At 63.8% G+C, this 21,839-nt stretch carries 27 protein-coding genes; 11 read left to right on the top strand and 16 right to left on the bottom strand.

The features are described 5' to 3' along the window. Nucleotides 1-568 precede the first annotated feature (568 nt). The 6 genes from CSC70_RS08535 (at nt 569) to CSC70_RS08510 (ending at nt 5,130) form a co-directional block, all read left to right on the top strand. Nucleotides 569-844 (top strand): hypothetical protein, encoded by a 276-nt coding sequence (locus CSC70_RS08535; protein ID WP_162456229.1) that lies wholly within the window; start codon nt 569-571, stop codon nt 842-844. A 100-nt stretch (nt 845-944) separates the two neighbouring features. Further along, the gene (locus tag CSC70_RS08530) at nt 945-1,241 is read left to right on the top strand and encodes a hypothetical protein (protein WP_162456228.1); all 297 of its coding nucleotides are present in this window, start codon (nt 945-947) and stop codon (nt 1,239-1,241) included. Nucleotides 1,242-1,726: 485 nt separating this feature from the next. Then, entirely contained in the window at nt 1,727-1,996 is a 270-nt protein-coding gene (locus CSC70_RS08525; protein ID WP_162456227.1) for a hypothetical protein, read from the top strand. A 387-nt stretch (nt 1,997-2,383) separates the two neighbouring features. Further along, a complete protein-coding gene (locus CSC70_RS08520) occupies nt 2,384-2,836 on the top strand; it encodes a hypothetical protein (RefSeq protein ID WP_162456226.1) in 453 nt (150 codons plus the stop codon). Nucleotides 2,837-3,592: 756 nt separating this feature from the next. Continuing rightward, a complete protein-coding gene (locus CSC70_RS08515; protein ID WP_162456225.1) occupies nt 3,593-3,865 on the top strand; it encodes a hypothetical protein in 273 nt (90 codons plus the stop codon). Between the two features lie 824 nt (nt 3,866-4,689). Then, complete coding sequence (locus CSC70_RS08510) at nt 4,690-5,130, top strand: hypothetical protein (protein ID WP_162456224.1); 441 nt, start codon at nt 4,690-4,692, stop codon at nt 5,128-5,130. 144 nt (nt 5,131-5,274) lie between these two features. Here the strand turns inward: CSC70_RS08510 and CSC70_RS08505 are convergent, their stop codons facing one another. The 10 genes from CSC70_RS08505 to CSC70_RS08460 form a co-directional block, all read right to left on the bottom strand. Beyond that, nucleotides 5,275-5,952, bottom strand: coding sequence for a YiaD family glycine zipper/OmpA-like lipoprotein (locus CSC70_RS08505; protein ID WP_162456223.1), 678 nt, complete (start codon nt 5,950-5,952; stop codon nt 5,275-5,277). A 285-nt stretch (nt 5,953-6,237) separates the two neighbouring features. Continuing rightward, complete coding sequence (gene lolD, locus CSC70_RS08500) at nt 6,238-6,951, bottom strand: lipoprotein-releasing ABC transporter ATP-binding protein LolD (RefSeq protein WP_162456222.1); 714 nt, start codon at nt 6,949-6,951, stop codon at nt 6,238-6,240. Beyond that, on the bottom strand, nt 6,944-8,191 hold the full coding sequence (locus tag CSC70_RS08495; protein WP_162456221.1) for a lipoprotein-releasing ABC transporter permease subunit: 1,248 nt from the start codon (nt 8,189-8,191) through the stop codon (nt 6,944-6,946). Before CSC70_RS08495 ends, lolD begins: the two co-directional genes overlap by 8 nt. A gap of 6 nt (nt 8,192-8,197) precedes the next feature. Further along, nucleotides 8,198-8,671 (bottom strand): hypothetical protein, encoded by a 474-nt coding sequence (locus tag CSC70_RS08490; RefSeq protein WP_246189367.1) that lies wholly within the window; start codon nt 8,669-8,671, stop codon nt 8,198-8,200. After that, nucleotides 8,616-8,873 (bottom strand): FAD assembly factor SdhE, encoded by a 258-nt coding sequence (locus CSC70_RS08485; RefSeq protein ID WP_162456220.1) that lies wholly within the window; start codon nt 8,871-8,873, stop codon nt 8,616-8,618. Before CSC70_RS08485 ends, CSC70_RS08490 begins: the two co-directional genes overlap by 56 nt. Before the next feature lie 63 nt (nt 8,874-8,936). Beyond that, nucleotides 8,937-9,719, bottom strand: a complete 783-nt coding sequence (locus CSC70_RS08480; RefSeq protein WP_162456219.1) for a succinate dehydrogenase iron-sulfur subunit — start codon at nt 9,717-9,719, stop codon at nt 8,937-8,939. A gap of 17 nt (nt 9,720-9,736) precedes the next feature. Next, nucleotides 9,737-11,527, bottom strand: coding sequence for a succinate dehydrogenase flavoprotein subunit (gene sdhA, locus CSC70_RS08475; protein WP_162456218.1), 1,791 nt, complete (start codon nt 11,525-11,527; stop codon nt 9,737-9,739). A gap of 5 nt (nt 11,528-11,532) precedes the next feature. Further along, complete coding sequence (gene sdhD, locus CSC70_RS08470; RefSeq protein WP_162456217.1) at nt 11,533-11,916, bottom strand: succinate dehydrogenase, hydrophobic membrane anchor protein; 384 nt, start codon at nt 11,914-11,916, stop codon at nt 11,533-11,535. Further along, a complete protein-coding gene (sdhC, locus tag CSC70_RS08465; protein ID WP_162456216.1) occupies nt 11,913-12,308 on the bottom strand; it encodes a succinate dehydrogenase, cytochrome b556 subunit in 396 nt (131 codons plus the stop codon). Before sdhC ends, sdhD begins: the two co-directional genes overlap by 4 nt. Before the next feature lie 65 nt (nt 12,309-12,373). After that, complete coding sequence (locus CSC70_RS08460) at nt 12,374-12,526, bottom strand: DUF1674 domain-containing protein (protein ID WP_162456215.1); 153 nt, start codon at nt 12,524-12,526, stop codon at nt 12,374-12,376. A 40-nt stretch (nt 12,527-12,566) separates the two neighbouring features. Between CSC70_RS08460 and ygfZ the strand changes: the two genes are divergently transcribed. Continuing rightward, on the top strand, nt 12,567-13,430 hold the full coding sequence (gene ygfZ / locus CSC70_RS08455; protein ID WP_246189366.1) for a CAF17-like 4Fe-4S cluster assembly/insertion protein YgfZ: 864 nt from the start codon (nt 12,567-12,569) through the stop codon (nt 13,428-13,430). Nucleotides 13,431-13,449: 19 nt separating this feature from the next. Here ygfZ and CSC70_RS08450 read toward each other — a convergent pair whose 3' ends face one another. The 4 genes from CSC70_RS08450 to CSC70_RS08435 form a co-directional block, all read right to left on the bottom strand. Beyond that, nucleotides 13,450-13,989 carry an NADPH-dependent FMN reductase gene (locus tag CSC70_RS08450; RefSeq protein ID WP_162456214.1) on the bottom strand — a complete coding sequence of 180 codons (540 nt, stop codon included), beginning with the start codon at nt 13,987-13,989 and terminating at the stop codon, nt 13,450-13,452. Nucleotides 13,990-14,020: 31 nt separating this feature from the next. Further along, entirely contained in the window at nt 14,021-16,282 is a 2,262-nt protein-coding gene (locus tag CSC70_RS08445; protein WP_162456213.1) for a thiamine pyrophosphate-dependent enzyme, read from the bottom strand. A gap of 60 nt (nt 16,283-16,342) precedes the next feature. Next, nucleotides 16,343-17,506, bottom strand: coding sequence for an acyl-CoA dehydrogenase family protein (locus tag CSC70_RS08440; RefSeq protein ID WP_162456212.1), 1,164 nt, complete (start codon nt 17,504-17,506; stop codon nt 16,343-16,345). A 117-nt stretch (nt 17,507-17,623) separates the two neighbouring features. Continuing rightward, entirely contained in the window at nt 17,624-18,445 is an 822-nt protein-coding gene (locus CSC70_RS08435) for a glycine zipper 2TM domain-containing protein (protein ID WP_162456211.1), read from the bottom strand. 172 nt (nt 18,446-18,617) lie between these two features. On the opposite strand from CSC70_RS08435, the gene CSC70_RS08430 reads away from it, so the two are divergent. Further along, nucleotides 18,618-18,848: a DUF6116 family protein gene (locus tag CSC70_RS08430; protein WP_162456210.1), complete on the top strand. Its 231-nt coding sequence runs from the start codon at nt 18,618-18,620 to the stop codon at nt 18,846-18,848. Nucleotides 18,849-18,859: 11 nt separating this feature from the next. Further along, the gene (locus tag CSC70_RS08425; RefSeq protein ID WP_162456270.1) at nt 18,860-19,636 is read left to right on the top strand and encodes a TatD family hydrolase; all 777 of its coding nucleotides are present in this window, start codon (nt 18,860-18,862) and stop codon (nt 19,634-19,636) included. A gap of 12 nt (nt 19,637-19,648) precedes the next feature. Here the strand turns inward: CSC70_RS08425 and CSC70_RS08420 are convergent, their stop codons facing one another. Continuing rightward, nucleotides 19,649-20,440: a tRNA threonylcarbamoyladenosine dehydratase gene (locus tag CSC70_RS08420; protein ID WP_246189365.1), complete on the bottom strand. Its 792-nt coding sequence runs from the start codon at nt 20,438-20,440 to the stop codon at nt 19,649-19,651. 112 nt (nt 20,441-20,552) lie between these two features. Between CSC70_RS08420 and CSC70_RS08415 the strand changes: the two genes are divergently transcribed. After that, nucleotides 20,553-20,993, top strand: a complete 441-nt coding sequence (locus tag CSC70_RS08415) for a hypothetical protein (protein ID WP_162456208.1) — start codon at nt 20,553-20,555, stop codon at nt 20,991-20,993. A gap of 6 nt (nt 20,994-20,999) precedes the next feature. Next, nucleotides 21,000-21,383 carry a glycine zipper 2TM domain-containing protein gene (locus CSC70_RS08410; RefSeq protein WP_425501538.1) on the top strand — a complete coding sequence of 128 codons (384 nt, stop codon included), beginning with the start codon at nt 21,000-21,002 and terminating at the stop codon, nt 21,381-21,383. Nucleotides 21,384-21,482: 99 nt separating this feature from the next. Here the strand turns inward: CSC70_RS08410 and CSC70_RS08405 are convergent, their stop codons facing one another. Beyond that, on the bottom strand, nt 21,483-21,692 hold the full coding sequence (locus tag CSC70_RS08405; protein WP_162456207.1) for a cold-shock protein: 210 nt from the start codon (nt 21,690-21,692) through the stop codon (nt 21,483-21,485). Nucleotides 21,693-21,839: the final 147 nt, after the last annotated feature.

The following is a 21,839-nucleotide window of genomic DNA, read 5'->3' as shown; positions in this document are numbered from 1 at the left end:
CTTGCGGCACGAAATTTGCACAATACAGGTCAGTTTTCGCCAATCAGGCATGCTATACCAATCGTGTGCGTTCTTCTGGTTCCGCTATTCGGGACCCTCGGCGCGCACATCTAACAATTCATTCAAGCGGAACCCGCTTCGCGGGTCCGCTTAACTCAGGCGTTAGGGCGCACAAGAGATGTCATTGGTCTTTGCATTTTCCATTCTGGCCTTTGCCTGCGTCACCACGTTCTACTTGCACGCGTTCTTTCGCTTCTATGGCATCGTCAAGTCCGAGAGACCTGATTGGCTGCAAGTTCAGGGTTCCTTGAGCTTCTTCTATGACGGCCTTTCGCATGCCGGTGATCCAAACGTCCAGATGGAGTTATTGCGCATTGCCTTCGGGTCTCGGGCAAGCCAGCTTCGGACACCCTTGGCTGCTTCGTACGCCAAGCGCATCCGGTACTTGTTACCAGTGGGTCTCGTGCTTTTTGTCGTAGGCTTGGCTGGGGCGCTCGCAAGTGCGCCCTAACAATTCATTCAAGCCGAACCCGCTTCGCGGGTCGGCTTAATTCAGGCGTTAGGCTGCATGAGCAAGAAGTCCTTAGCCACACCAAAGAAGCAACCTTCGCTGTTTGCCGTGTGGTTCGGTTCGTTCACCGGACTTGTCATAGCCGGCTACGGAGCGATTATGCTTTTCATGCGCCCGACGGGCTTGGGCCTCTGTCGTCGCTTTTGCGGGCTGCATCAAGCCTTTTTGGATCTTCTTGGCCAACCCGTGTACAACCTACTGTCCGGGTTGTTTGGTGTGGTGGTTGGCCTGTCTTTTATCGTTTTCTTGATCTATCAGCGGGCTCGTGGGTGACATGGCAACCATGCAGCCTAACAATTCATTCAAGCCGAACCCGCTTCGCGGGTCGGCTTAATTCAGGCGTTAGGCGGCATACCAACCATACAGACGACTTATGAGAAAGCTTGGATTCATTCTCTTATTTTCCGGCTTCGCATGGCTCACCTTTCAGCAATTCGAAAACTTCATGCGCGCCGGGTTGCGCCACGTTGGCCTCTCGCAGTACGCCAAGCTATCCGCTGACCCCAATCACAAATACACCGAGCAGGACGTACGCACTCATATCCGCGAAACTGCCTTGGCAGTCAATGAGCAATTCCCAGTCGTGTTGGCACCTGGCTTCACAATGCTGGCGGGCGGTTTGTTGCTCGCCCTTGCAAAGCGGCGACCTCAATCCCAAGATGCCGCCTAACAATTCATTCAAGCCGAACCCGCTTCGCGGGCCGGCTTAATTCAAGCGTTAGGCGGCTAAAAGCTTTTCAATGTTGTAGTCAGCTTGGTTGCCGTGTGGTCAACGCATGAGGTCGCTGGCATCTTGGGCACCTGGCGATTTCCCCTTCGCGCTACGTTTGGCTTTCCCGGACTTGTCGCGCGGCAGCGCTCCAGCATTGTCGGCTCTTGCTTCGGTGAGACTGGTGCGCAGGGCCGGTTCCGGACACGGTTGGCTTGCGGCTTGCGCACTACCCGGCTTCGGGTCGTCGAGACATTCCGGGGTTCACGCCCTGGCATGCGGGCTTTCGGACGGCAAAAGCGGCTGCGGCAGCTCGGTCGGAGGCGCTGCGCGCACGGTTCCCCGCTTTTCTGGTAGTTTGCCGCCTAACAATTCATTCAAGCCGAACCCGCTTCGCGGGTCGGCTTAATTCAGGCGTTAGGCCGCTCATGACAGAGAGTCGCAACTTGGTTCCAAAGGTTAGTTTAGCCATCGTGGCGGCCTTCCTTCTCTATGGCTGGGCTGTCGCTGACCCGAACACTACAGGCAATCCAATCCAAGTTCTCGGCATGTTTGGCACAATTCTCCTTTACGCCGCTATTCTCGCTACTTTTGCCACAATCTTCGTTGCTGCCCGACGTGCCCATCTAGTTGGGAGTTGGGTATGGTTTGCCACCGTAATTTTCATCTGGCCGCTGAGTTACTTCTATGCACTTGTGGTCAACCGCAAGGGCTGAGCGGCCTAACAATTCATTCAAGCCGATGCCGCTTCGCGGCACGGCTTAATTCAGACGTTAGAGCCCTTAGATGATATCTCGGCTTCCAATTTGGCTTTCTTGGCTTGCTTCGCTTTTTTCCGCAGCGGTTGCTGCTTATGTTCTCGTTTCCGCCATCGCAACAGAGTCTCTCCGGTTCGGGCAATGTGGTTCCAGTTCGTTGTCAGCCTCAGACCCATACTGTCGCGTTGGCATCAAGCTCTTCTACACGTCCTGCGCACTTGGTGTCGCGGCACTGGTGTTAGCGGCAATTGCCATCTGGCTCTCGAGGCGCCGCGGCAAGGGCTCTAACAATTCATTCAAGCCGAACCCGCTTCGCGGGTCGGCTTAATTCAGGCGTTAGGGCGCATGTCAAAAATCTTTGCACTCCGTAGTCGCCTTTCGTTACAGCCTACTTATCTCAAGTTGGCGACCGTCGCGTGCATCGTGGTCGGTGCGGCAATTTCGCTGGCGCCATTCTTTCCGGGCACCCACTTCACCATAGGAGAAACATCGCTTTCCCAAGGCGCGATATGGAGCACCGGGACTTTTATTGCCCTTTTTACAGCCGGGCCGCTCACGTTTCTCGCAGGTGCTGGTCTGTTGCTGACCAAGGGCTGGGCCAGGCCGCTTCTCATCGTACTTCCGTTGCCGCAGGCATTGCCATTCCACCTCGTTCACTGGTTTCTGGCAGGTCCGGACCCTTCTTGGCCAGCACCGATTTCCGTCACCGTCATACTTTTCATTTTCTGGGCTGCTTTCTGGTATCTGTATCTGTACCGTTATGCAGGGGCGCTTGAGTATTTCGCGGATGCGCCCTAACAATTCATTCAAGCCGAACCCGCTTCGCGGGTCGGCTTAATTCAGGCGTTAGGGGGCAGGATGGACAACTACATAACTGTCAGTGAGCTAGCGGGGCTACTCACCGTTTTGTGGCTTCCCATCTTTGCTGTGACTGCAACAGTCCATTGGCGCCTTCTCAATGGTCGGCGCTGGCGTATTGCTTGGGTATCAGCCACCTTCCTTCTAGGCATCGTTGTTGTTCTAGGCATCGTTGTTGCCACTTTGATCTGGGTCTCCCCCATCAGCCAAGTCTTTGTATATCTTGGTTCGGTCAGCCCGTTCTTGGCTGTCGGTGGCATTCCTATCCAAGCCGCTCTCCTTTCCTCAGTTGCTGTCACTTTTTTGCTTCTGCTCTTGCGGAGACTAGGGCTGCCCCCTAACAATTCATTCAAGCCGAACCCGCTTCGCGGGCCGGCTTAACTCAGGCGTTAGGCAGCATTGGGAGATATCTGTGGATCACATTCATGTCGCATTGCTCGGAGAAGGAACGGCAGTTTGGCGCCCCGTTCAAGCCCGGCATGTTCATGGCGTGATTTATGAGATTCTTGACTCCGTACCAGCTGGTGAGGAGTGGGAGTTTCAGCCTGGACAACTTGTTGAGTGCGAGCAGCACATATTCACTGGCGGTGGTTCTGGGCTGGTAGCTCGCCGGCCAACTGCTGCCTAACAATTCATTCAAGCCGATGCCGCTTCGCGGCCCGGCTTAATTCAGGCGTTAGGCATCAAGAGCAGACTATGCGCGTTGACCTTGGGCTGTTTGAGGGTGACACACTGCTTGATCGCGGCGTTATCCATGTCGGCCCAGACAAGGTAACGGACACGTTTAAGCATTTCCGCGCCACTCATTCGCTCGGCTCCGGTGCGGCTGAGATTCTTCTGGCTGACTTCTCCAGCCACGTTGGCCTCAAGACCATCTCGCTCGACATGCCAATCCACGAGTCGACGGACTGGGAATCTATTGACTTGGACAAATACACCGTTGCCTTCTGGTGTAGGCTTGATGCCTAACAATTCATTCAAGCGGAACCCGCTTCGCGGGTCCGCTTAACTCAGGCGTTAGGCCGGCACCATTGTTCGGGCTGGCATCGGGACTCTTCGGCAAGACCGCACCTTCGGTTGCCAGTTCACCGCACCGGACGGCTCCTAGGGCAAGCCACGCCTGACAGCCGGCACCCCGACCCGGCTGCATCGCGCACCTCTTTCTGATACAACTCTGCCTAACTATTCATTCAAGCGGAACCCGCTTCGCGGGTCCGCTTAACTCAGGCGTTAGGCCGCTAATGAACAATTGCCGCTCGTGTGAGTACTGGAACAGCCCTCGGGGATTTCAGCGCCCTGGCGACTACTATTGGACTCAGTTAAAGCTGCTGGAGTGGCTTGAGCAAGGAAAGTTGTCTGTGCTCTACAACGAGGGGTTCCCTGCAAATGACGCAACACCAGACCATCGGCCAGTCAACTCGCTCTCTGCCCTCTTTGAGTGCACAGAGTGCCACCGCAAACTTGATCTGGTCTTGGACATCGACGCCTGTAGGGGCGGTCTGTCCGCGGCCTAACAATTCATTCAAGCCGACGCCGCTTCGCGGCGCGGCTTAATTCAGGCGTTAGGCCTGCGCCATTGTTCGGGCCGGCATCAGGACTCTTCGGTGAGACCGCGCCATCTGCCACCGGCTCGTTGCATCGGACGGCTCCCAGGGCAAGCCACACCTGACAGCCGGCATCCCGGCTCGGCTGCACCCCGCGCCTCTTTCTGATACAACTCTGCCTAACTACTCATTCAAGCGGAACCCGCTTCGCGGGCCGGCTTAATTCAGACGTTAGGCAGATAATCGACAATGCAACAATCTCACGCCATCAAATTTAAAGATCTAGGGGTGATACAACTGCAAGGAGACTATTGGATTGGAAGATCTGATGGTTTCAAAATCTATGTGTGTGCAGAAGAACAGAAGGAGGCTGAAGGCACGGATGCCGAACCGCTTGGACTTGCCTTGTATGACTTATTCGAACTCGCGTCAAAGATCGTGAAAAATGATTTCACACTTCGCTCAAGGGCAGCGTCTGAAATGTGGATGTGCGTTGCTGGATGGCATCACGAAGACGAAGGTGAAATAACTGAAAAATCTCTGCTATCGAAGATGTCCGCTTCATCAATTTTTCTCTGCAATGAAACAGGATACGCGGTTGAGTATGCCGTGGAATCAATACCATCACCGTATATGCTGACAGTACAAGTAGACAGACATGCAAGCTATCTTTCGGCTACTGCAAACTGAGATCACAGCCCAGTTTGCGCCTAACTATTCATTCAAGCCGAACCCGCTTCGCAGCGCGGCGTAGTTCAAGCAATAGTGTGAATGCATTGAATAAAAAGGAGGGCCGCGCATGGCGGCCCTTCCCTGTTGCAGCATTGCGGTGAATCAGCCGTTGGTCAGCGGCAGCAGGCGGATCTCGACACGGCGGTTCTTGGCGCGTCCGTCATCGGTATCGTTGCTGGCGACTGGATATTTTTCGCCGAAACCGACGACTTCCATGCGCTCGCGCACCACGCCGTGGCTGGACAGGTAGCTGCTGACGGACTGGGCTCGCTTTTCGGACAGGACCTGATTGCTGGCGTCGCTGCCGACGCTGTCGGTATGGCCGGACACTTCCACGATGGTCTGGTTGTACTCGGCCAGGGTCTCCGCGATGTTGTTCAGCGCCGGGTAGAAGTCCGCCTTCAGGTCGGCCCTGCCGAAGTCGAAGGTCACGCCGTCAGGCAGGTTCAGTTTGATCACGTCGCCTTCGCGGGTGACATCGACGCCGGTGCCGGCGGTCTGGCGGCGCAGTTCGGCTTCCTGCTTGTCCTGATAGGCGCCGATGGAGCCGCCGGCCAGTGCGCCGATGCCGGCGCCGACCATCGCATGCTGGCGACGTTCGGTGGCGCTGTCGCCGGTCAGCAGGCCGGCCAGTATGCCGACGCCGGCGCCGATCAGCGCACCCGTGGAGGTGCGATTGGGGTCGTTGGGATCATCGGTCTGGCCGGTGTAGCTGGCGCAGCCGCCCAGCAGGCTGACGGTCAGCGCGGCGAAGATGGCGGTCTTGATCGGTGCCTTCATGGTGCAATCTCCTTGGGTATTGCGGGTGGTGGGCCGGTGCAACCGGCGGCGCGTACAGCTAAACACGGATTTGCGACAGATCGCAGCGTTGTGCTTCGTTCATTCAGTCCGCATGCGGCCATTCCGACAGACTGGAGAAGGGTTTGAAGTGTGCGCCCGAATGCAGGCTTTCGCTACAGGGATCGGCTGGGTCTTCCGATCCGTAAAAAATATATAAATCAATATAAATCAAATATTTATATGTGAACAATAAAGTGAATTAGCCAATCGAAGATTGACTTCAGGTCACTTCTCGTCCGCCCCCAGTTCGCGCAGGCGGCCCTGGTGCAGATCCAGTACCCGATCCAGCCGCCTGGCCAGACGACGGTCGTGGGTCACCAGGACTAGGCTGGTGCCCTGCGCCCGGTTGAGTTCCAGCATCAGCTCGAACACCGTGGCGGCGGTCTTCTCGTCGAGGTTGCCGGTCGGCTCGTCGCCCAGCACGCAGGCCGGGCGATTCACCAGCGCCCGCGCTACCGCGGCACGCTGGCGTTCGCCGCCGGACAGTTCGCCGGGCTTGTGCTCCAGCCGGTGTCCCAGCCCGACCCGTTCCAGCAGTTCGCGCGCCTGGCGTTCGGCATCGGCGACGGCAGCCCCGCCCAGCAGCACCGGCATCATCACGTTTTCCAGCGCGGTGAATTCGGGCAGCAGATGGTGGAACTGGTAAACGAAGCCCAGCGCCCGGTTGCGCAGACGACCACGCGCCGCGTCGGACAGCGCCGACATCTGCTGGCCGTCGACGTAGACCTCGCCCGCGGTCGGCACATCCAGCCCGCCGAGCAGGTGCAGCAAGGTGCTCTTGCCGGCCCCGGAGGCGCCGACGATGGCGACCGTTTCGCCAGTCGCCACCGACAGGTCCAGGCCGTCGAAGACCGGGGTCTGCAGCTTGCCCTCGGCGTAGGTCTTGCCCAGCGCTTCGGCGCGAATCACGTCCGTGCCTGCGGTCCTGCCCTCATTCATAGCGCAGCGCCTCCGCCGGATGGGTACGCGCTGCGCGCCAGGCCGGGTAGATGGTGGCCAGCAGACTCATCACCAGGGCCACGCCGGCGATCACGACCACGTCGCTGGCCTGCAGATCGTATGGCAAGCCGGTGATGTAGTAGACGTCCGACGGCAGCAGGGTCACGTGGAAGACCGATTCGATGACTTCCAGGATCCGCTCAAGGTTGGTGGTCAGCAGGACGCCGCCGATCACGCCAAGCACCGTGCCCATCAGCCCGATCAGCACGCCCTGGACCACGAACACCTGCATCACCCCGCGCGGGGTCAGGCCGAGCGTGCGCAGGATCGCGATGTCGGCCTGCTTGTCGGTCACCAGCATGACCTGCGAATTGACCAGGTTGAAGGCGCCCATGGCGATGATCAGCGACAGCAGGATGCCCATCACCGTTTTTTCCATCTTCAGCGACTGGTACAGGTTGGCATTCTCGCGGGTCCAGTCGCTGACCCGATACACGCCGCGCAGGTTGAGCGCCAGGTCGCGCGCCACGTTCCAGGCCTGGTCCATGTCGTGCAGCTTCAGCCGCACCCCGGTCACGCCGTCGCCGAGGCGCAGCAGGCGCTGCAGGTCGTCCATGTGAACCACGGCCAGGTTGCGGTCGATGTCGTTGTGGCCGACCGCGAACAGGCCGACCACCTTGAAGCGCTTGGCGCGCGGCAGGGCCCCCAGCGGCGTGCCCTGGAAATTGCTGGTGGTCACGCTGACCTCGTCACCGACGCGCACGCCCAGCCACAGGGCCAGGTCCTGGCCCAGCAGGATCTCGAACCGGCCCGGCACCAGATCGTCCAGCCTGCCCCTCTTCATGCTGCTGGCCAGTACCGACACGTGGCGCTCCTGCTCCGGCAGCACGCCGCGCACCATCGCGCCCTGCGGCTCGCGGTTGCCGTTCAGCAGGCTCTGCACGTCGATATAGGGCGCGGCCCCGGCCACCCGCGGGTCCTGCATGGCCACATCCACCGCATGCCGCCAGTCGTGCAGGGTGTCGTCCACGCCACTGACGGTGGCATGTGCGGTCATGCTGAGCAGGCGGTCGCGGATTTCGCGCTGGAAGCCGCTCATCACCGACAGCGTGGTGATCAGTACGGTCACGCCCAGGGCGATGCCCAGCACCGAGGCCAGCGAGATGAAGGAGATGAAACCGTTGCGCCGCTTGGCGCGCAGGTATCGCAGGCCGATGGCCACCGGAACGGGTTTGAACATAGTCGGCTATGGTGCCATCGCCCGCCTGTCCGGGGATAGCCGGGGGCCATTGCCGGCCAGTCTCAGTTCACGTCGCCGCGCCGCAGGCAGGGTATCGGGCCACCACGACAGCCGGCCGCTGCGGCCGTCCCGGCCACGCCAGCAGACGAAGGCCAGCGGTCCCCGCCATTGCAGCCGAAAGCTTTCCAGCGGTGCCCCGTCCAGCCGTACCGGCGCGTCGTTGCCGGGAATCACCAAGGTGCAGTACGGCCGTCGAAGCCAGCGCCAGGCTTGCCAGGCGCCACAGACTGGCGCCAGCAGCGCGAGCGGCCATCTGCACCACGGCGACAGACCCGAGACGAGCACCGCAAGAGCCGCCAGCACGCCGATCAGCAGCAGGAAGGCGGCCAGCCATCGCGACGGCCGCCACTCCAGACGAACGGATTCAGGCCCCGGCTTCGGGCAGGCGGACGTGTTCGAGCAGGGCGGCGAGTTCCGCATCCGGGCAGGCTTCGTATCCCATCAACCAGCGCCAGAGCTTATCGTCCTCGCAATCGAGCAGGCGTAGGAAAACCCCGCGCTCGGCGTCGGAAACCTGCGCCCAGCGCTGTTCCAGATAGCGGTCCAGCAACTGGTCGAGTTCGCGCATGCCGCGCCGGCAGCGCCAGCGCACGCGTTTCAGTTCGGGATCGTCGGCCCGCATTGCCACCCTGCCCTCGGCCATCCTGTATGCCCCTGCCCCGACCTGCGAAAGCCGGGGCCGGCATCAGGCACGGCGCGCCATCATCAGCTTCTTGATCTCGGCGATCGCCAGCGCCGGATTCAGCCCCTTCGGGCAGGTCCGCGCGCAGTTCATGATGGTGTGACAGCGATACAGCTTGAACGGGTCTTCCAGGTCGTCCAGGCGGGCGCCGGTGTCTTCGTCGCGCGAGTCGATGATCCAACGGTAGGCCTGCAGCAGGATCGCCGGGCCGAGGTAGCGCTCGCCGTTCCACCAGTAGCTGGGACAGCTGGTGCTGCAGCAGGCGCACAGGATGCATTCGTACAGGCCGTCGAGCTGCTTGCGGTCCTCCGGCGACTGCAGGCGTTCGCGATCCGGCGGCGCCGGGGTCTGGGTGCGTATCCACGGTTTGATCGACGCGTACTGCGCGTAGAAGTGGGTCAGATCCGGGACCAGGTCCTTGACCACTTCCATGTGCGGCAGCGGGTAGATCGGCACCTCGGCCTTGCGGCAATCCTCGATCGCCTTGGTGCAGGCCAGGGTGTTGGTGCCGTCGATGTTCATCGCGCACGAGCCGCAGATGCCTTCGCGGCAGGAACGGCGGAAGGTCAGCGTCGGGTCGATCTCGTTTTTGATCTTGATCAGCGCGTCCAGCACCATCGGCCCGCACTTGTCCAGGTCGATCTCGTAGCTGTCGGTGCGCGGATTGTTGCCGTCGTCCGGGCTCCAGCGGTAGACCTTGAAGGTGCGCACGTTCTTGGCGCCCTTCGCGGGATAGTGCTTGCCCTTCTGCACCACGGAGTTCTTCGGGAGGGAGAATTCGGCCATCTGTCAGTGCCCCTGGCTCAGTAAACGCGCGGCTTGGGAGGTACCACGTCCACGTCTTTGCTGAGCGTGTACATGTGCACCGGACGGTAGTCGAAGCTGCACTGGCCCTTCTCGTCCACCGATACCAGGGTGTGCTTGTGCCAGTTGACGTCGTCGCGATCCGGGAAGTCCTCGTGCGCGTGGGCGCCGCGGCTTTCGTGGCGCTGCTCGGCCGAGTTGATCGTCGCCACCGCGTTGAGCAGCAGGTTGTTCAGCTCGTAGGTCTCGATCAGGTCCGAGTTCCACACCAGCGAGCGGTCGGACACCTTGACGTCCTGGAAGCTGGCGAAGATCTCGGCCATCTTGTCGCAGCCTTCCTTCAGCGTCTTGCTGGTGCGGAACACCGCCGCGTCCGACTGCATGGTGCGCTGCATGTTGTCGCGGATCACCGCTGTCGGGGTGCCGCCGTTGGCATTGCGCAAGCCGTCCAGCCGCGACAGCGCCGGGTCGCAGACGTCGGCCGGCAGCACCTTGTGCGGGGCGTTCTTCTTGATCGTTTCCGCGCAGCGGTTGGCCACCGCGCGACCGAACACTACCAAGTCGAGCAGCGAATTGGAGCCCAGCCGGTTGCCGCCGTGTACCGAGACGCAGGCCGCTTCGCCGATGGCGTACAGGCCCGGCACCACGGCGTCGTTGTCGTCGCCGATCTTGCGTACCACTTCGCCGTGGTAGTTGGTCGGAATGCCGCCCATGTTGTAGTGCACGGTCGGCAGCACCGGAATCGGCTGCTTGGTCACGTCGACGCCGGCGAAGATGCGCGCGCTCTCGGCGATGCCAGGCAGCTTCTCGTGGATCACTTCCGGGCCGAGGTGGGTCAGGTCGAGCAGGATGTGGTCCTTGTGCTCGCCGACGCCGCGGCCTTCGCGGATCTCGATGGTCATCGAACGGCTGACCACGTCGCGCGAGGCCAGGTCCTTGTAGTGCGGTGCGTAACGCTCCATGAAGCGCTCGCCGCTGCTGTTGCGCAGGATACCGCCCTCGCCGCGCACGCCCTCGGTGATCAGGCAGCCGGCGCCGTAGATGCCGGTCGGGTGGAACTGCACGAACTCCATGTCCTGCATCGGCAGGCCGGCGCGCATCACCAGGCCGCCGCCGTCGCCGGTGCAGGTATGCGCCGAAGTGGCGCTGAAGTAGGCGCGGCCGTAGCCGCCGGTGGCCAGCACCACGCCGTGGGCGCGGAACAGATGCAGGGTGCCCTCGGCCATGTCCAGCGCCAGCACGCCGCGGCAGACCCCTTCCTCGTCGAAGATCAGGTCCAGCGCGAAGTACTCGATCATGAAACGCGCATCGTGCGCCAGCGACTGCTGGTACAACGTGTGCAGCATGGCGTGACCGGTGCGATCGGCGGCAGCACAGGTGCGCTGCGCAGGCGGGCCTTCGCCGTACTTGGTGGTCATGCCGCCGAACGGGCGCTGGTAGATCTTGCCTTCCTCGGTACGCGAGAACGGCACCCCGTAGTGCTCCAGCTCGATGATCGCCGGAATCGCCTCGCGGCACATGTACTCGATCGCGTCCTGGTCGCCCAGCCAGTCCGAACCCTTGATGGTGTCGTAGAAGTGGTAGCGCCAGTCGTCCTCGCCCATGTTGCCCAGTGCGGCGGAAATGCCGCCCTGCGCCGCCACGGTGTGCGAACGGGTCGGGAAGACCTTGGTCAGGCAGACCGTCTGCAGCCCCTTCTGGGCCAGACCGAAGGTCGCGCGCAGGCCGGCGCCGCCGGCGCCCACCACGACCATGTCGTACTTGTGTTCGGTGATCTTATATGCGGACATTCGGCTCAATTCCCCAGCGCGATGCGGGCCACGGCGAAAATGCTGACGATGGCACCCAGCACGGCGACAAACTTCACCGCTACCTGCGCGGCCAACGCCAGCAGCGAGTTGTGGACGTAGTCTTCCAGCACTACCTGCAGCCCGAGCTGGGCGTGCCAGAACATCGCGACCAGGAAGCCGACCATCAGCACCGCGTTCCACGGCTTGGCGACCGCGGCCACGGCGGCGGCATGATCGGCGCCGAGCAGGCTCAGCACGAAGAACACGAACCAGATCCCCAGCACGACCAGCGCGGTGGCGGTCAGGCGCTGATGGACGAAATGCTCGGTGCCGGTCTTGGCCGTGCCCAGGCCGCGGGCATTCTTCAAGGGGGTGCGGAAGTTGCTCATGCGGCGCCTCCGGAGAGCAGGACGCAGGCCCAGATCAGCGCGGTGATCACCAGGCTGCCGATCACCGACAGCCAGCTGCTGCGGATGAAAGCCGGGATGCTGAAGCCGATGGCGAAATCCTGCACGATGTGGCGGATGCCGTTGCACAGGTGGTAGGCGAAGGCCCAGCTCCAGCCGAACAGGAACAGCTTGCCGAACCAGGAGCCGGCCAGGCCGGTGACGCAGTTCCAGTGCTGCTCGCCCATCACCAGGGCCAGCAGCGCGGCGGCGATGAGCAGGGCTCCAAGGGCCAGGAAGATCCCGGTGCCGCGATGCAGGATCGAGGTCGCCATCTGGATCTGCCAGCGGTACACCTGCAGGTGCGGGGAAAGCGGTCGTTGTGGGCTCGCCATTCGCTGGACTCGTTGTCTCGGCTGGGCGGCGCCGTCACCGGCGTCGCGTGGCTGGGCGGGCGCGCTCAGAAATCGACGCAGCGTCCGTTCTTCTCCCAATCCCCGTATCGCGTCGGCTCGGGGCCTTCGCGTCCCCCGATCTCCTTCGGCGCAACGTCCTTTTCGGGCTGCTGCGTTTCGGTGTCGGGTTCGGGTGGATTGGGCGTTTGACCTATCATTGCTATTCTTGCAACGCACAAAATTCTAGTCCTCGCCCCCTTGGCTGACAACCTTTCCCGTACCAGCGAATCCTTTTTCGCCCTGCCCGACCATGCCGTCATTGCGCTGCAAGGACCGGAGGCGGCGGCTTTTGCGCAAGCGCAGTTCGCCAACGAGGTGATGTCCCTGCCATCAGGCCACTGGCAATGGAACGCATGGTTGACGCCGAAAGGCCGCGTGATCGCGTGGTTCGCCCTGCTCAAGCACAGCGAGGACGAAATACTGCTGGTGTTGCCCGACATGCCGGCAGAGTCCTTCGTCGCTGAGCTGTCGCGCTTCGTCCTGCGACGAAAGTTGAAGCTGCGTGCCTGCGCCGAACTCAGGGTCAGCGGCAGCTTGCATGCGCCGACCCTCGCCCGTGGCGCGGGAATCGACCGTCGCGACGGCATGCTCGAACTGGACTGGGGCCACCCTGCATCGCCTCGCTGCCTGCGCATCGACAGCGAAGGCAGTCCTGATGATCCCGCTGCCCTGGCCGAATGGCGAAGCCGCGACCTGCGCCACGGCTTGCCGCGATTGGCGGACACCCAGCGCGAGCAATGGACGCCGCAACAATTGTCGCTGGAACGGCTGCCAGCCTTCAGCGTGAAGAAGGGCTGCTATCCGGGGCAGGAAATCGTCGCCCGCACCCATTTCCTCGGTAAGGCCAAACGCGGACTGGCGCTGTTTTCCGCCGACGCTACGATCACGACCGGCGAAGAGGTGCTGCAGGGTGAACGCACCGTCGGCCGAATCGTCAGCGCTACTAGCATCCCCCCGTGGCGGGCGCTGGCGGTAATGCCCACCGACGGCGTGGAGGGCGAAGTCGCCGCCGGGGGCATCCCCCTGCATTCGCAACCTCTGCTCGACGCACCGCGACGCTGATCGCCGGGCAGACCGGGATTCAGCGCAGCCAGGCCTCGAAGCGGTCGAGGAACAGCAGCAGGAACTTGCGCAGGCGCTCGTCTGGCACCTGATCGCCTTCGATCTGGCCCTCGCGGTACTGAATGGCGATCTCCGGCTGCGGCAGCACCGCCACGCCCACCGCAGCCAGCACATTGCGTAGGTGCTGCTGCGCCGACACCGTGCCGTGCGCGCCCGGCGAGGTACCGATCACCGCGGCATGTTTGCCGGCGAAGGAGTTGCTGCCGGCCGGGCGGGTGCCGATGTCGATCGCGTTTTTCAGCACGCCAGGGACGGAGCGGTTGTACTCCGGGGTGACGAACAGCAGCGCATCGGCGGCTTCCACCTGCTGCTTGAAGCGCAGGGCGGCGGCCGGGAAATTATCGTCGTCGTCCTGGTTGTACGGCGGCAATTCGCCGATTTCGATGAAGTCGAAGTCGAAACGTCCTTCGCCCAGGCCCGCCACCGCCTGCGCCAGCTGGCGATTGAGCGAAGCCCGGCGCAAGCTGCCGACGATGATGCCGATGCGCGGCAGGGCCATGGCGTGCTCCGTGGAAGTCGGGACCGCTACGTTATACCAGCCGCTCGGCCGCGGCGACGATGTCCTCTTCGCCCGGCAGCACCAGGAACGCGGCACCGGCCAGCGGCGTGTAGGTATCGGCACCGACCACGCGCCCGAACGGACGTGCGCGGTAGCCGGCTTCTGAAATCGCGGTGATGATGCCCTCGCCCACACCGGCCGAATGGCGTCCCTCGTCGACGATCAGGATCCGCTTGGCCGACCTGGCCTGTTCGGCGATGAAGCCCTCGTTCAACGGCACCAGCCAGCGCAGGTCGACCACCCGGACCGTCCAGCCCAGCCGGCGCTCGATGTCGCGTGCCGCACGCAGGCTCATCGGCACGCCGTTGCCGTAGGTGAACACGACCAGATCGTCGGCCTCCGGCTGGTAGACGCGGCCTTCACCCAGGGCCATGGCCTGCTCCTGCGGCGGATACGGGAACAGCCACTGGCCATCGCCGGCTTCGTACAGGTCCTTGGTCATGTACAGCGCGATCGGCTCCAGGAACACGCCGACCCGACCATCGACCTTGGCCAGCGCCGCCAGCGTGCGCAGCATCATCGCCGCATCGTCGCCGCGCGAGGGGCAGCCAACCACCAGGCCGGGGATGTCGCGCAAGGCGGCGATGGAATTGTCGTTGTGGAAGTGACCGCCGAAGCCGCGCTGGTAGCCGAGGCCGGCGATGCGCACCACCATCGGGTTGCGGTACTGGTCGTTGCTGAAGAACTGCAGGCTGGCCGCCTCGCCGCGGATCTGGTCGCAGGCGTTGTGGAAATAGGCCAGGTACTGGATTTCCGGCAGCGGCAGCATGCCCATGTTGGCGTAGCCCTGGGCCAGACCGAGGATCATGGTCTCGTCTAGCAGGGTGTTGAACACGCGGCTGCCCTTGAACGCCTTCTGCAGGCCCTTGGTCACCGTGTATACGCCGCCCTTCTGCGCCACGTCCTCGCCGAACAGCAGCGCTTCCGGGTATTTGCAGAACAGGTCGTGCAGCGCGTTGTTGATCTGGATCGACAGGTGCCGGGGCGGCAGGGTTTCCGGCAGCTTGTTCTCGCCACCGAATGCGACCACACGCGTATCGTGCGGTGCCGGCCGCTCGGCCTCCTTCGCCACCGCCATCGGCGTGTACGGCGCCAGCGGTGCCATCACCTGTTCCAGCGTGTCGATCTTTGGCGTGCGGTCGGCCTGCTCGGCGGCGGCGAAACAGCGCTGGCGGATGCCTTCGTACAAGGCCAGCAATTCGTCCTTCGAATACAGGCCGGATTCCAGTGCGATCGCCGCCGAGCGCAGCAGCGGATCGGTCGCCTCCACCGCGCACAGTTCTTCGATGGAACGCCATTCGATCTCGAAGTCGGTGCCGGCGTGGCCCATGATGCGGGTGGTCCGCAGGTGCAGGAAAGTCGGCCGGCGCCTGCGACGGCAGTGCTCCACTGCTGCCTGCACCTGACCGTAACCGGCGGCCAGGTCCAGGCCATCGGCATGGAAATAGTCCAGGTCTGTGCGGTTGCGGAAGTTGCGGCCTATCCAGCCGTCCGGGGTCTTCACCGAAATGCCGATGCCGTTGTCCTCGCAAACGAACAGCACCGGCGCCGGCAGCTTCTGGTAGGCGGTCCACGCCGCCGCGTTGAACGCGGTCTGCGCGGTGGCGTGATTGCTGGAGGCATCGCCGAACGAGCAGATCGCGATGCTGTCGTCGGGGATCGGCAAGGCATGGCCAATGCGGCGCGCCTGCTCGATGGCGACCGCGGTACCCAGCGCCTTGGGCAGGTGCGAGGCGATCGTCGAGGTCTGCGGCAACACCCACAGCGGCTTGCTGCCCCAGACCTTGTGGCGACCACCGCTGGCCGGGTCCTCGGCACTGGCGGCGAAGGACAGCGCCGAATCCATCACCGGGTCCATTCCCGGCAGCTTGCGGAAGCGCTCGGCCATGAAGCCGCCGCTGCGATAGTGCAGGAATGCAGGGTCGGTATGCCGGGTCAGCCGCGCCACCATCGCGTTGCCTTCGTGGCCGGAGCTGCCGATGGTGTAGAAGACCTTGTTCTGCACCCGCAATACGCGCGCCATCAGGTCGAGGTGACGGCTGACCAACTGCGATTCCAGCAGTTCGACGAAGCCGTTCGCGTCCAGCGCGCTGCCCGGCAGCACCTGCTCGCCGGCGGCAGGACGACGGCGCACATCGCCACTCCATTCCTGCACGAACTCGCTGAAATTGCGGTCGCAGATCTCGGCGCGGTTGACGCCCTTCATGCGGGCGGGGATTGCTTTGGCAGTCATGGACGGACTCGGAATCAGGGTGTCGCCCGCCGCAATGGCGGGAAGCGTGCGGCCGCTGGGTCAGAACGCGTTGATACCGGTCAGCTCGCGGCCGATCACCAGCTGGTGCACGGTTTCCGTGCCTTCGTAGGTGATCACCGATTCCAGGTTCAGCGCGTGACGGATGGCGGCATGCTCGGTGGTGATGCCGGCGCCGCCGAGCAGGTCGCGGCATTCGCGGGCAATGTCGATGGCCATGCGGCAGTTGTTCCACTTGGCCAGCGAGACCTGCTGCGGCTGCAGGGTTCCGGCATCCTTCAGCCGCCCCAGCTGCAGGGCCAGCAGTTGCCCGCAGGTGATGCGGCGGGCCATGTCGGCCATCTTGATCTGCGCGCTCTGGGTGGCCGCAACCGGGCGCCCGAACAGCATCCGCTCCTTGGTGTATTCCAGAACCTCCTGCAAACAGGCGATGGCGGCGCCGACCGGACCCCAGCTGATCCCGTAGCGGGCCTGGGTCAGGCAGCCAAGCGGCCCCTTCAGGCCTTTCACGTTGGGCAGGCGATTGGCCTCCGGCACACGCACACCGTCGAAATACAGCGCGCTGGTCACCGAGGCGCGCAGGCTCATCTTGTGCTTGATTTCCTGCGCGGTGAAGCCGGCGAAACCCTTTTCGACGACGAAACCCTGGATGCCGTCGTCGGTATGCGCCCAGACGATGGCGATATCGGCCAGGTTGCCGTTGGTGATCCACATCTTGGAGCCGTTCAGCACCCAGTCTTCGCCGTCGCGGCGGGCATGGGTCTTCATGCTGGCAGGATCGGAGCCGCCGTGGGCCTCGGTCAGGCCGAAGCAGCCGATGACCTTGCCGGCGGCCATGTCCGGCAGCCAGCGTCGGCGCTGCTCTTCGCTGCCGTAGGCGTAAATGGGGTACATGCACAGCGAGGACTGCACGCTGACGAAGCTGCGCAGGCCGCTGTCGCCGCGTTCCAGTTCCTGACAGATCAGGCCGTAGCTGACGCCGTTGAGGCCGGCGCAGCCGTACTCCTCGGGCAGCGAGGAGCCGAGCAGGCCCAGTTCGGCAATCTCCGGCAGCAGCTCCATCGGGAAGCGACCCTGGTCGAAGCAGTCGCCGATGATCGGCAGCACGCGCTCGTCGACGAAACGCGCCACGCTGTCCTGCACCGCGCGCTCTTCTTCGCTGAGCAGGGAACGGACGTCGTAGAGATCGAAGGGATTCAGGGCCATTGCCGATGCCGGTCAGTTGCGGAAGCGGCAATTGTATTCGCGACTACGGCCACGCCGTAACCCCGACCTTTCCCCCGAAACGGTACCGGTTGCGTACTGCGTGCCGCAGTGGGGCAATCAGCCCCCTCGTTGGTCGCCCTCGCCGGCCGCGGCCACCATCACCTTGCCGTCGATCACCGGCAGGCTGTCGCCGGCCGGCTTGCTGTCCATGCGGATGGTCTTTTCCTCGTCGCCGAGACGGTAAGTCACGTCGTAGCCCAGCACCTTGTCGGTGCTGCCCATCGGGATGCTGTTGCCCGGCTTCTTGTCCATGCGCATGGTGCCGGTGGTGCCGTCCGGATTGCGGTAGGTGACGTTGTAGCCGGTCACCCGGGTCGATTCCGAGCTGGCCTGCTCGGTGTGGCACTGGCGCTCGGTACGGCTGGTCACTTCGCCGCCCTGGTGATTCTTGTCGATCTTGTTGCCGACGATACCGCCGACCACGGCGCCGGCGGCCGTCGCCGCTTTCTTGCCGTTGCCGCCGCCGACCTGGTGGCCGAGCACGCCGCCGATGACCGCGCCGGCTACCGTGCCGCCGACATTGCCGTCCTTCTCCGGCGCGCGCTCCTCGATCACCACGTCCTCGCAGACCTCGTGCGGGGTCGTGGTCGTGGTGGTCTCGCGCACCGCCTCGCTGCCGATCACGGTGGCGTATACCTTTTCCTTACTGGTTACCGGTGCGACGCTCAGCACCCGCGCGTACTCGACAACCGGCTCCGGGATGCTGTTGTCGACGGCGGCAACGTCGTCCTGCGCCTGCGAAACCGCTTCCGGCAGCGAAGCCGTGTCCAGCATGGCGGCGGGCGCCGGGGCCTGCCGGCTCATGTAGGCCGCGACCGCTGCCCCGCCGAGCACCAGGGCTCCGAGCGCTATCAATATCGTGGCAACGTTCCGGTTCATGGGAGGCTCCTGCCGGGCAGGCCGGCGACATGGCGGGGAAATTTCCGACAACATTGCATCACGCCTTGCCTGAACGAAAACCCGCCCAGTCCAGGGCCCGACCTGCCGCCGCATGAACCGCCCGTGTCGCCGTGGTAGCGTGTTCGCATTCCCGAATGCGGAGCCGTTCGCCATGGCCACTCCCCTGCTGCATCCGATCATGGAATGGGCGCGCAAGCTGCGTTACCCGACCCTGTTCAAGCTGGTCGCTGCGCTGTTCGTGATCGACACCCTGATTCCGGACTTCGTGCCGTTCGCCGACGAGATCCTGCTCGGCCTGGGCACCCTGCTGCTGGCCAACTGGAAGCAGCGCAAATCGCCGGAGGTCATCGAGCAGGCGCCGCCGGTCGAACCGCAGCGCTGACCGGTCCGGTGCTGGTCGACAGCCACTGTCACCTCGACTCCGGCGAATTCGACCCCGATCGCGCCGCAGTCGTTGAGCGCGCACGCGCCGCCGGCGTGCATGCCCAGATCGTCCCCGCGGTCGCCGCGGCCGGCTGGCCGAAACTGCGCGGGCTGTGCGCGCCGGGCAGCGGCCTGTTCCCGGCCTACGGCCTGCACCCGATGTACCTGGCCGAACACCGCCCGCAACACCTGGAGGAACTGCGCGCCTGGATCGAGCGCGAGCGCCCGGTCGCGGTCGGCGAATGCGGGCTGGACCATTTCGTCGAAGGCCTCGATCCGGACGCCCAGCTTGGCTATTTCGAGGGTCAGCTGCGGCTGGCGCGCGAATTCGACTTGCCGGTGATCGTGCATGCGCGGCGTGCGGTCGATGCGGTCATCGCTGCGATCCGCCGGACCGGACCGTTGCGCGGTGTCGTGCACAGCTTTTCCGGCAGCCCGGAGCAGGCGAAACAACTTGCCTCGCTGGATTTCCTGATCGGCCTGGGCGGGCCGGTGACCTACGAACGCGCCCGCCGGCTGCGCCGGATCGCCGCCGAGGTCCCGCTGGACACCCTGTTGCTGGAAACCGACGCGCCGGACCAGCCGGATGCGGGGATCCGCGGCCAGCGCAACGAACCGGCGCGGCTGCCTGTCGTCTGCGAAACCATCGCGGAACTGCGCGGCATCCCGCCAGCCACGCTGGTCGAGGCCACCACCCGCAATGCGGCACGGCTGTTCCGGCTTAAGCTGGATCCGACCGCCGGATGACCCGGCAGGGCCTTACGGCGGCCGTTTCAGCAGCAGTTCCAGCGCCTTGCCGACCATCGCGAAGGCGAAGCTGCCGGTGACGTGGGTCGCGGCGCCCAGGCCCAACCCGCAATCCAGCTTCAGGGCGGCATCGGCGCCCAGCACCGGGCGCAAGCCGCAGACGCTGCCGTCGGCCTGCGGATACTTGACGTTTTCCAGCGAATACACCGCCGGCACGCCGAAATAGCGCTGCGGATTCTTCGGGAAACCGAATTCGCCGCGCAGCTTCTTGCGCACCAACGCCAGCAGGGCGTCGTGCTCGGTACGCGACAAGTCGCGCACGCGGACCTGGGTGGGATCGGTGCGCCCGCCGGCCGAACCGGACACCACCAGCGGCAGCTTGCGCCGCCGGCACCAGGCGATCATCTCGACCTTGACCCGGAAGCTGTCGCAAGCATCCAGCACCAGGTCGAAACCGCGATCCAGCAACTCCTGCAGGTTGGCCGGGGTGACGAAGGCCGGCACCGCCTCGACCGTGGCCTGCGGGTTGATCGCGCGGCAGCGCTCGGCCATCGCCTCGGCCTTGTTGCGGCCGTACTGGCCCTCCAGCGCGGGCAACTGCCGGTTGGTATTGGAGACGCAGATGTCGTCGGCATCGATCAGGTTTAGATGGCCCACGCCGGAACGCACCAGCGCTTCGGCCACCCATGAGCCAACCCCGCCCATGCCGACCACCGCCACCCGGCTCGCCGCCAGACGGCCGACCGCGCCGGTGCCGTACAACCGGTCGATTCCCGCGAAACGTTCGCTTGCAGCGCTATCCACGTCCATCCACGACAATATGATCCATATCGATATTCTAGGCGTGGCGCGCGACTGGTCGGGCGTCGTACCATGCAACACGACGTCCCAGCGCCCCCACCAAGGAGCCCGCCCCATGGCCAGCGATGCTGCACCGACCCGCCCCTCCGCCGCTTCCCGTTACCTGTTCATGTTCCTGATCGGTCTGGTGATCGGCAGCGTGGCAACGGTGATGATCGTGCGCGCCCTGCAGGCCCGCCACGACCCCTATCCGGACAGCGTGATGAACGTGATGGGCAAGCACAGCAAGCTGCTGCAGCAGGCCGTGTCCGCCAACCGCTGCGCCGCCACCGATACCGTCCCGCATGTGCGCACCCTGCGCGCGATGGCCAACGATCTGGAAATGGCCTTCCCCGACCTGGCCGACGACCAGCGCTTCAGCGATCATGCCAGCCAGTTCCGCGCCAAGCTCGACGCCAGCCTGGCCACGCCGCCGACCGACTGCGCCGCCGCCGGTGCGATGGCCGACCAGTTCATGCAAAGCTGCAAGGGCTGCCACCAGGACTTCCGGGGCTGATTCCCGGTGCGCGACCTGCGCGCTGCGATCGTCTGCCTGGCGCTGCTGGCCTTGTCCGCTTGCGCCGGCACGGCGACGGTCACGTCTGGCAATCATGCACCGGCTCCGGCACCGACAGCGGCATGCCGCGATTGCGGCATCGTCACCGCCATCGACGTGGTGTCCTCCGCGCGGACCAGCCAGAGCACGCAGGGGGGCGTGGTGCTGGGTGGGATCGTCGGCTCAGTAGCGCAGGGCGCACCGCAGCCGGCCGCGCCGGCGCGCGACAGCTACGACATCCACGTGCGCATGGACGATGGCCGCAGCCTGGTGATCCACCAGGATCAGCTCGGCGGCATCCGCGAGAACGCCGTGGTGCGTGTGGTCGATGGCCGGGTCGTGCCGCGTTGAAATCTGACGGCAACGGCAAAAGAAAAGCCCGGCTTTCGGCCGGGCCAGTCCACCACCGCGCCGGAACGGCACGGCGGAATGTCTTTCATGTTCCGCCGCTCAGATCGGCTCGACGGCGTCGGCCTGCAGGCCTTTCTGGCCTTGCACGACCGTGAAGCTGACCTTCTGGCCTTCCTTCAGACTCTTGAATCCCTGCACCTGGATGGCGCGGAAATGCACGAACACATCCTCGCCGTTCTCGCGGCTGATGAAGCCGAACCCCTTGGCATCGTTGAACCACTTCACGGTTCCGTTTTCACGCTCGGACATCTTTCACTGACCCCTTGAAACGAGTGGCGGAAACAAATCGGTTGAGTGTCGGCTGGTTGCTAAGGAGCAAGCGTGTAACGATGCAGCGAATCCGGGACGACCGCATCAGGCCACATTCCGCGGTGACCTTTGCAAGCACAGCGCCCC

Source organism: Pseudoxanthomonas kalamensis DSM 18571 (assembly GCF_010211745.1).
GTDB classification, from domain to species: domain Bacteria; phylum Pseudomonadota; class Gammaproteobacteria; order Xanthomonadales; family Xanthomonadaceae; genus Pseudoxanthomonas_A; species Pseudoxanthomonas_A kalamensis.
Note: the sequence above shows the minus strand (reverse complement) of the source record. Positions and strands in the feature narration are given on the sequence as shown.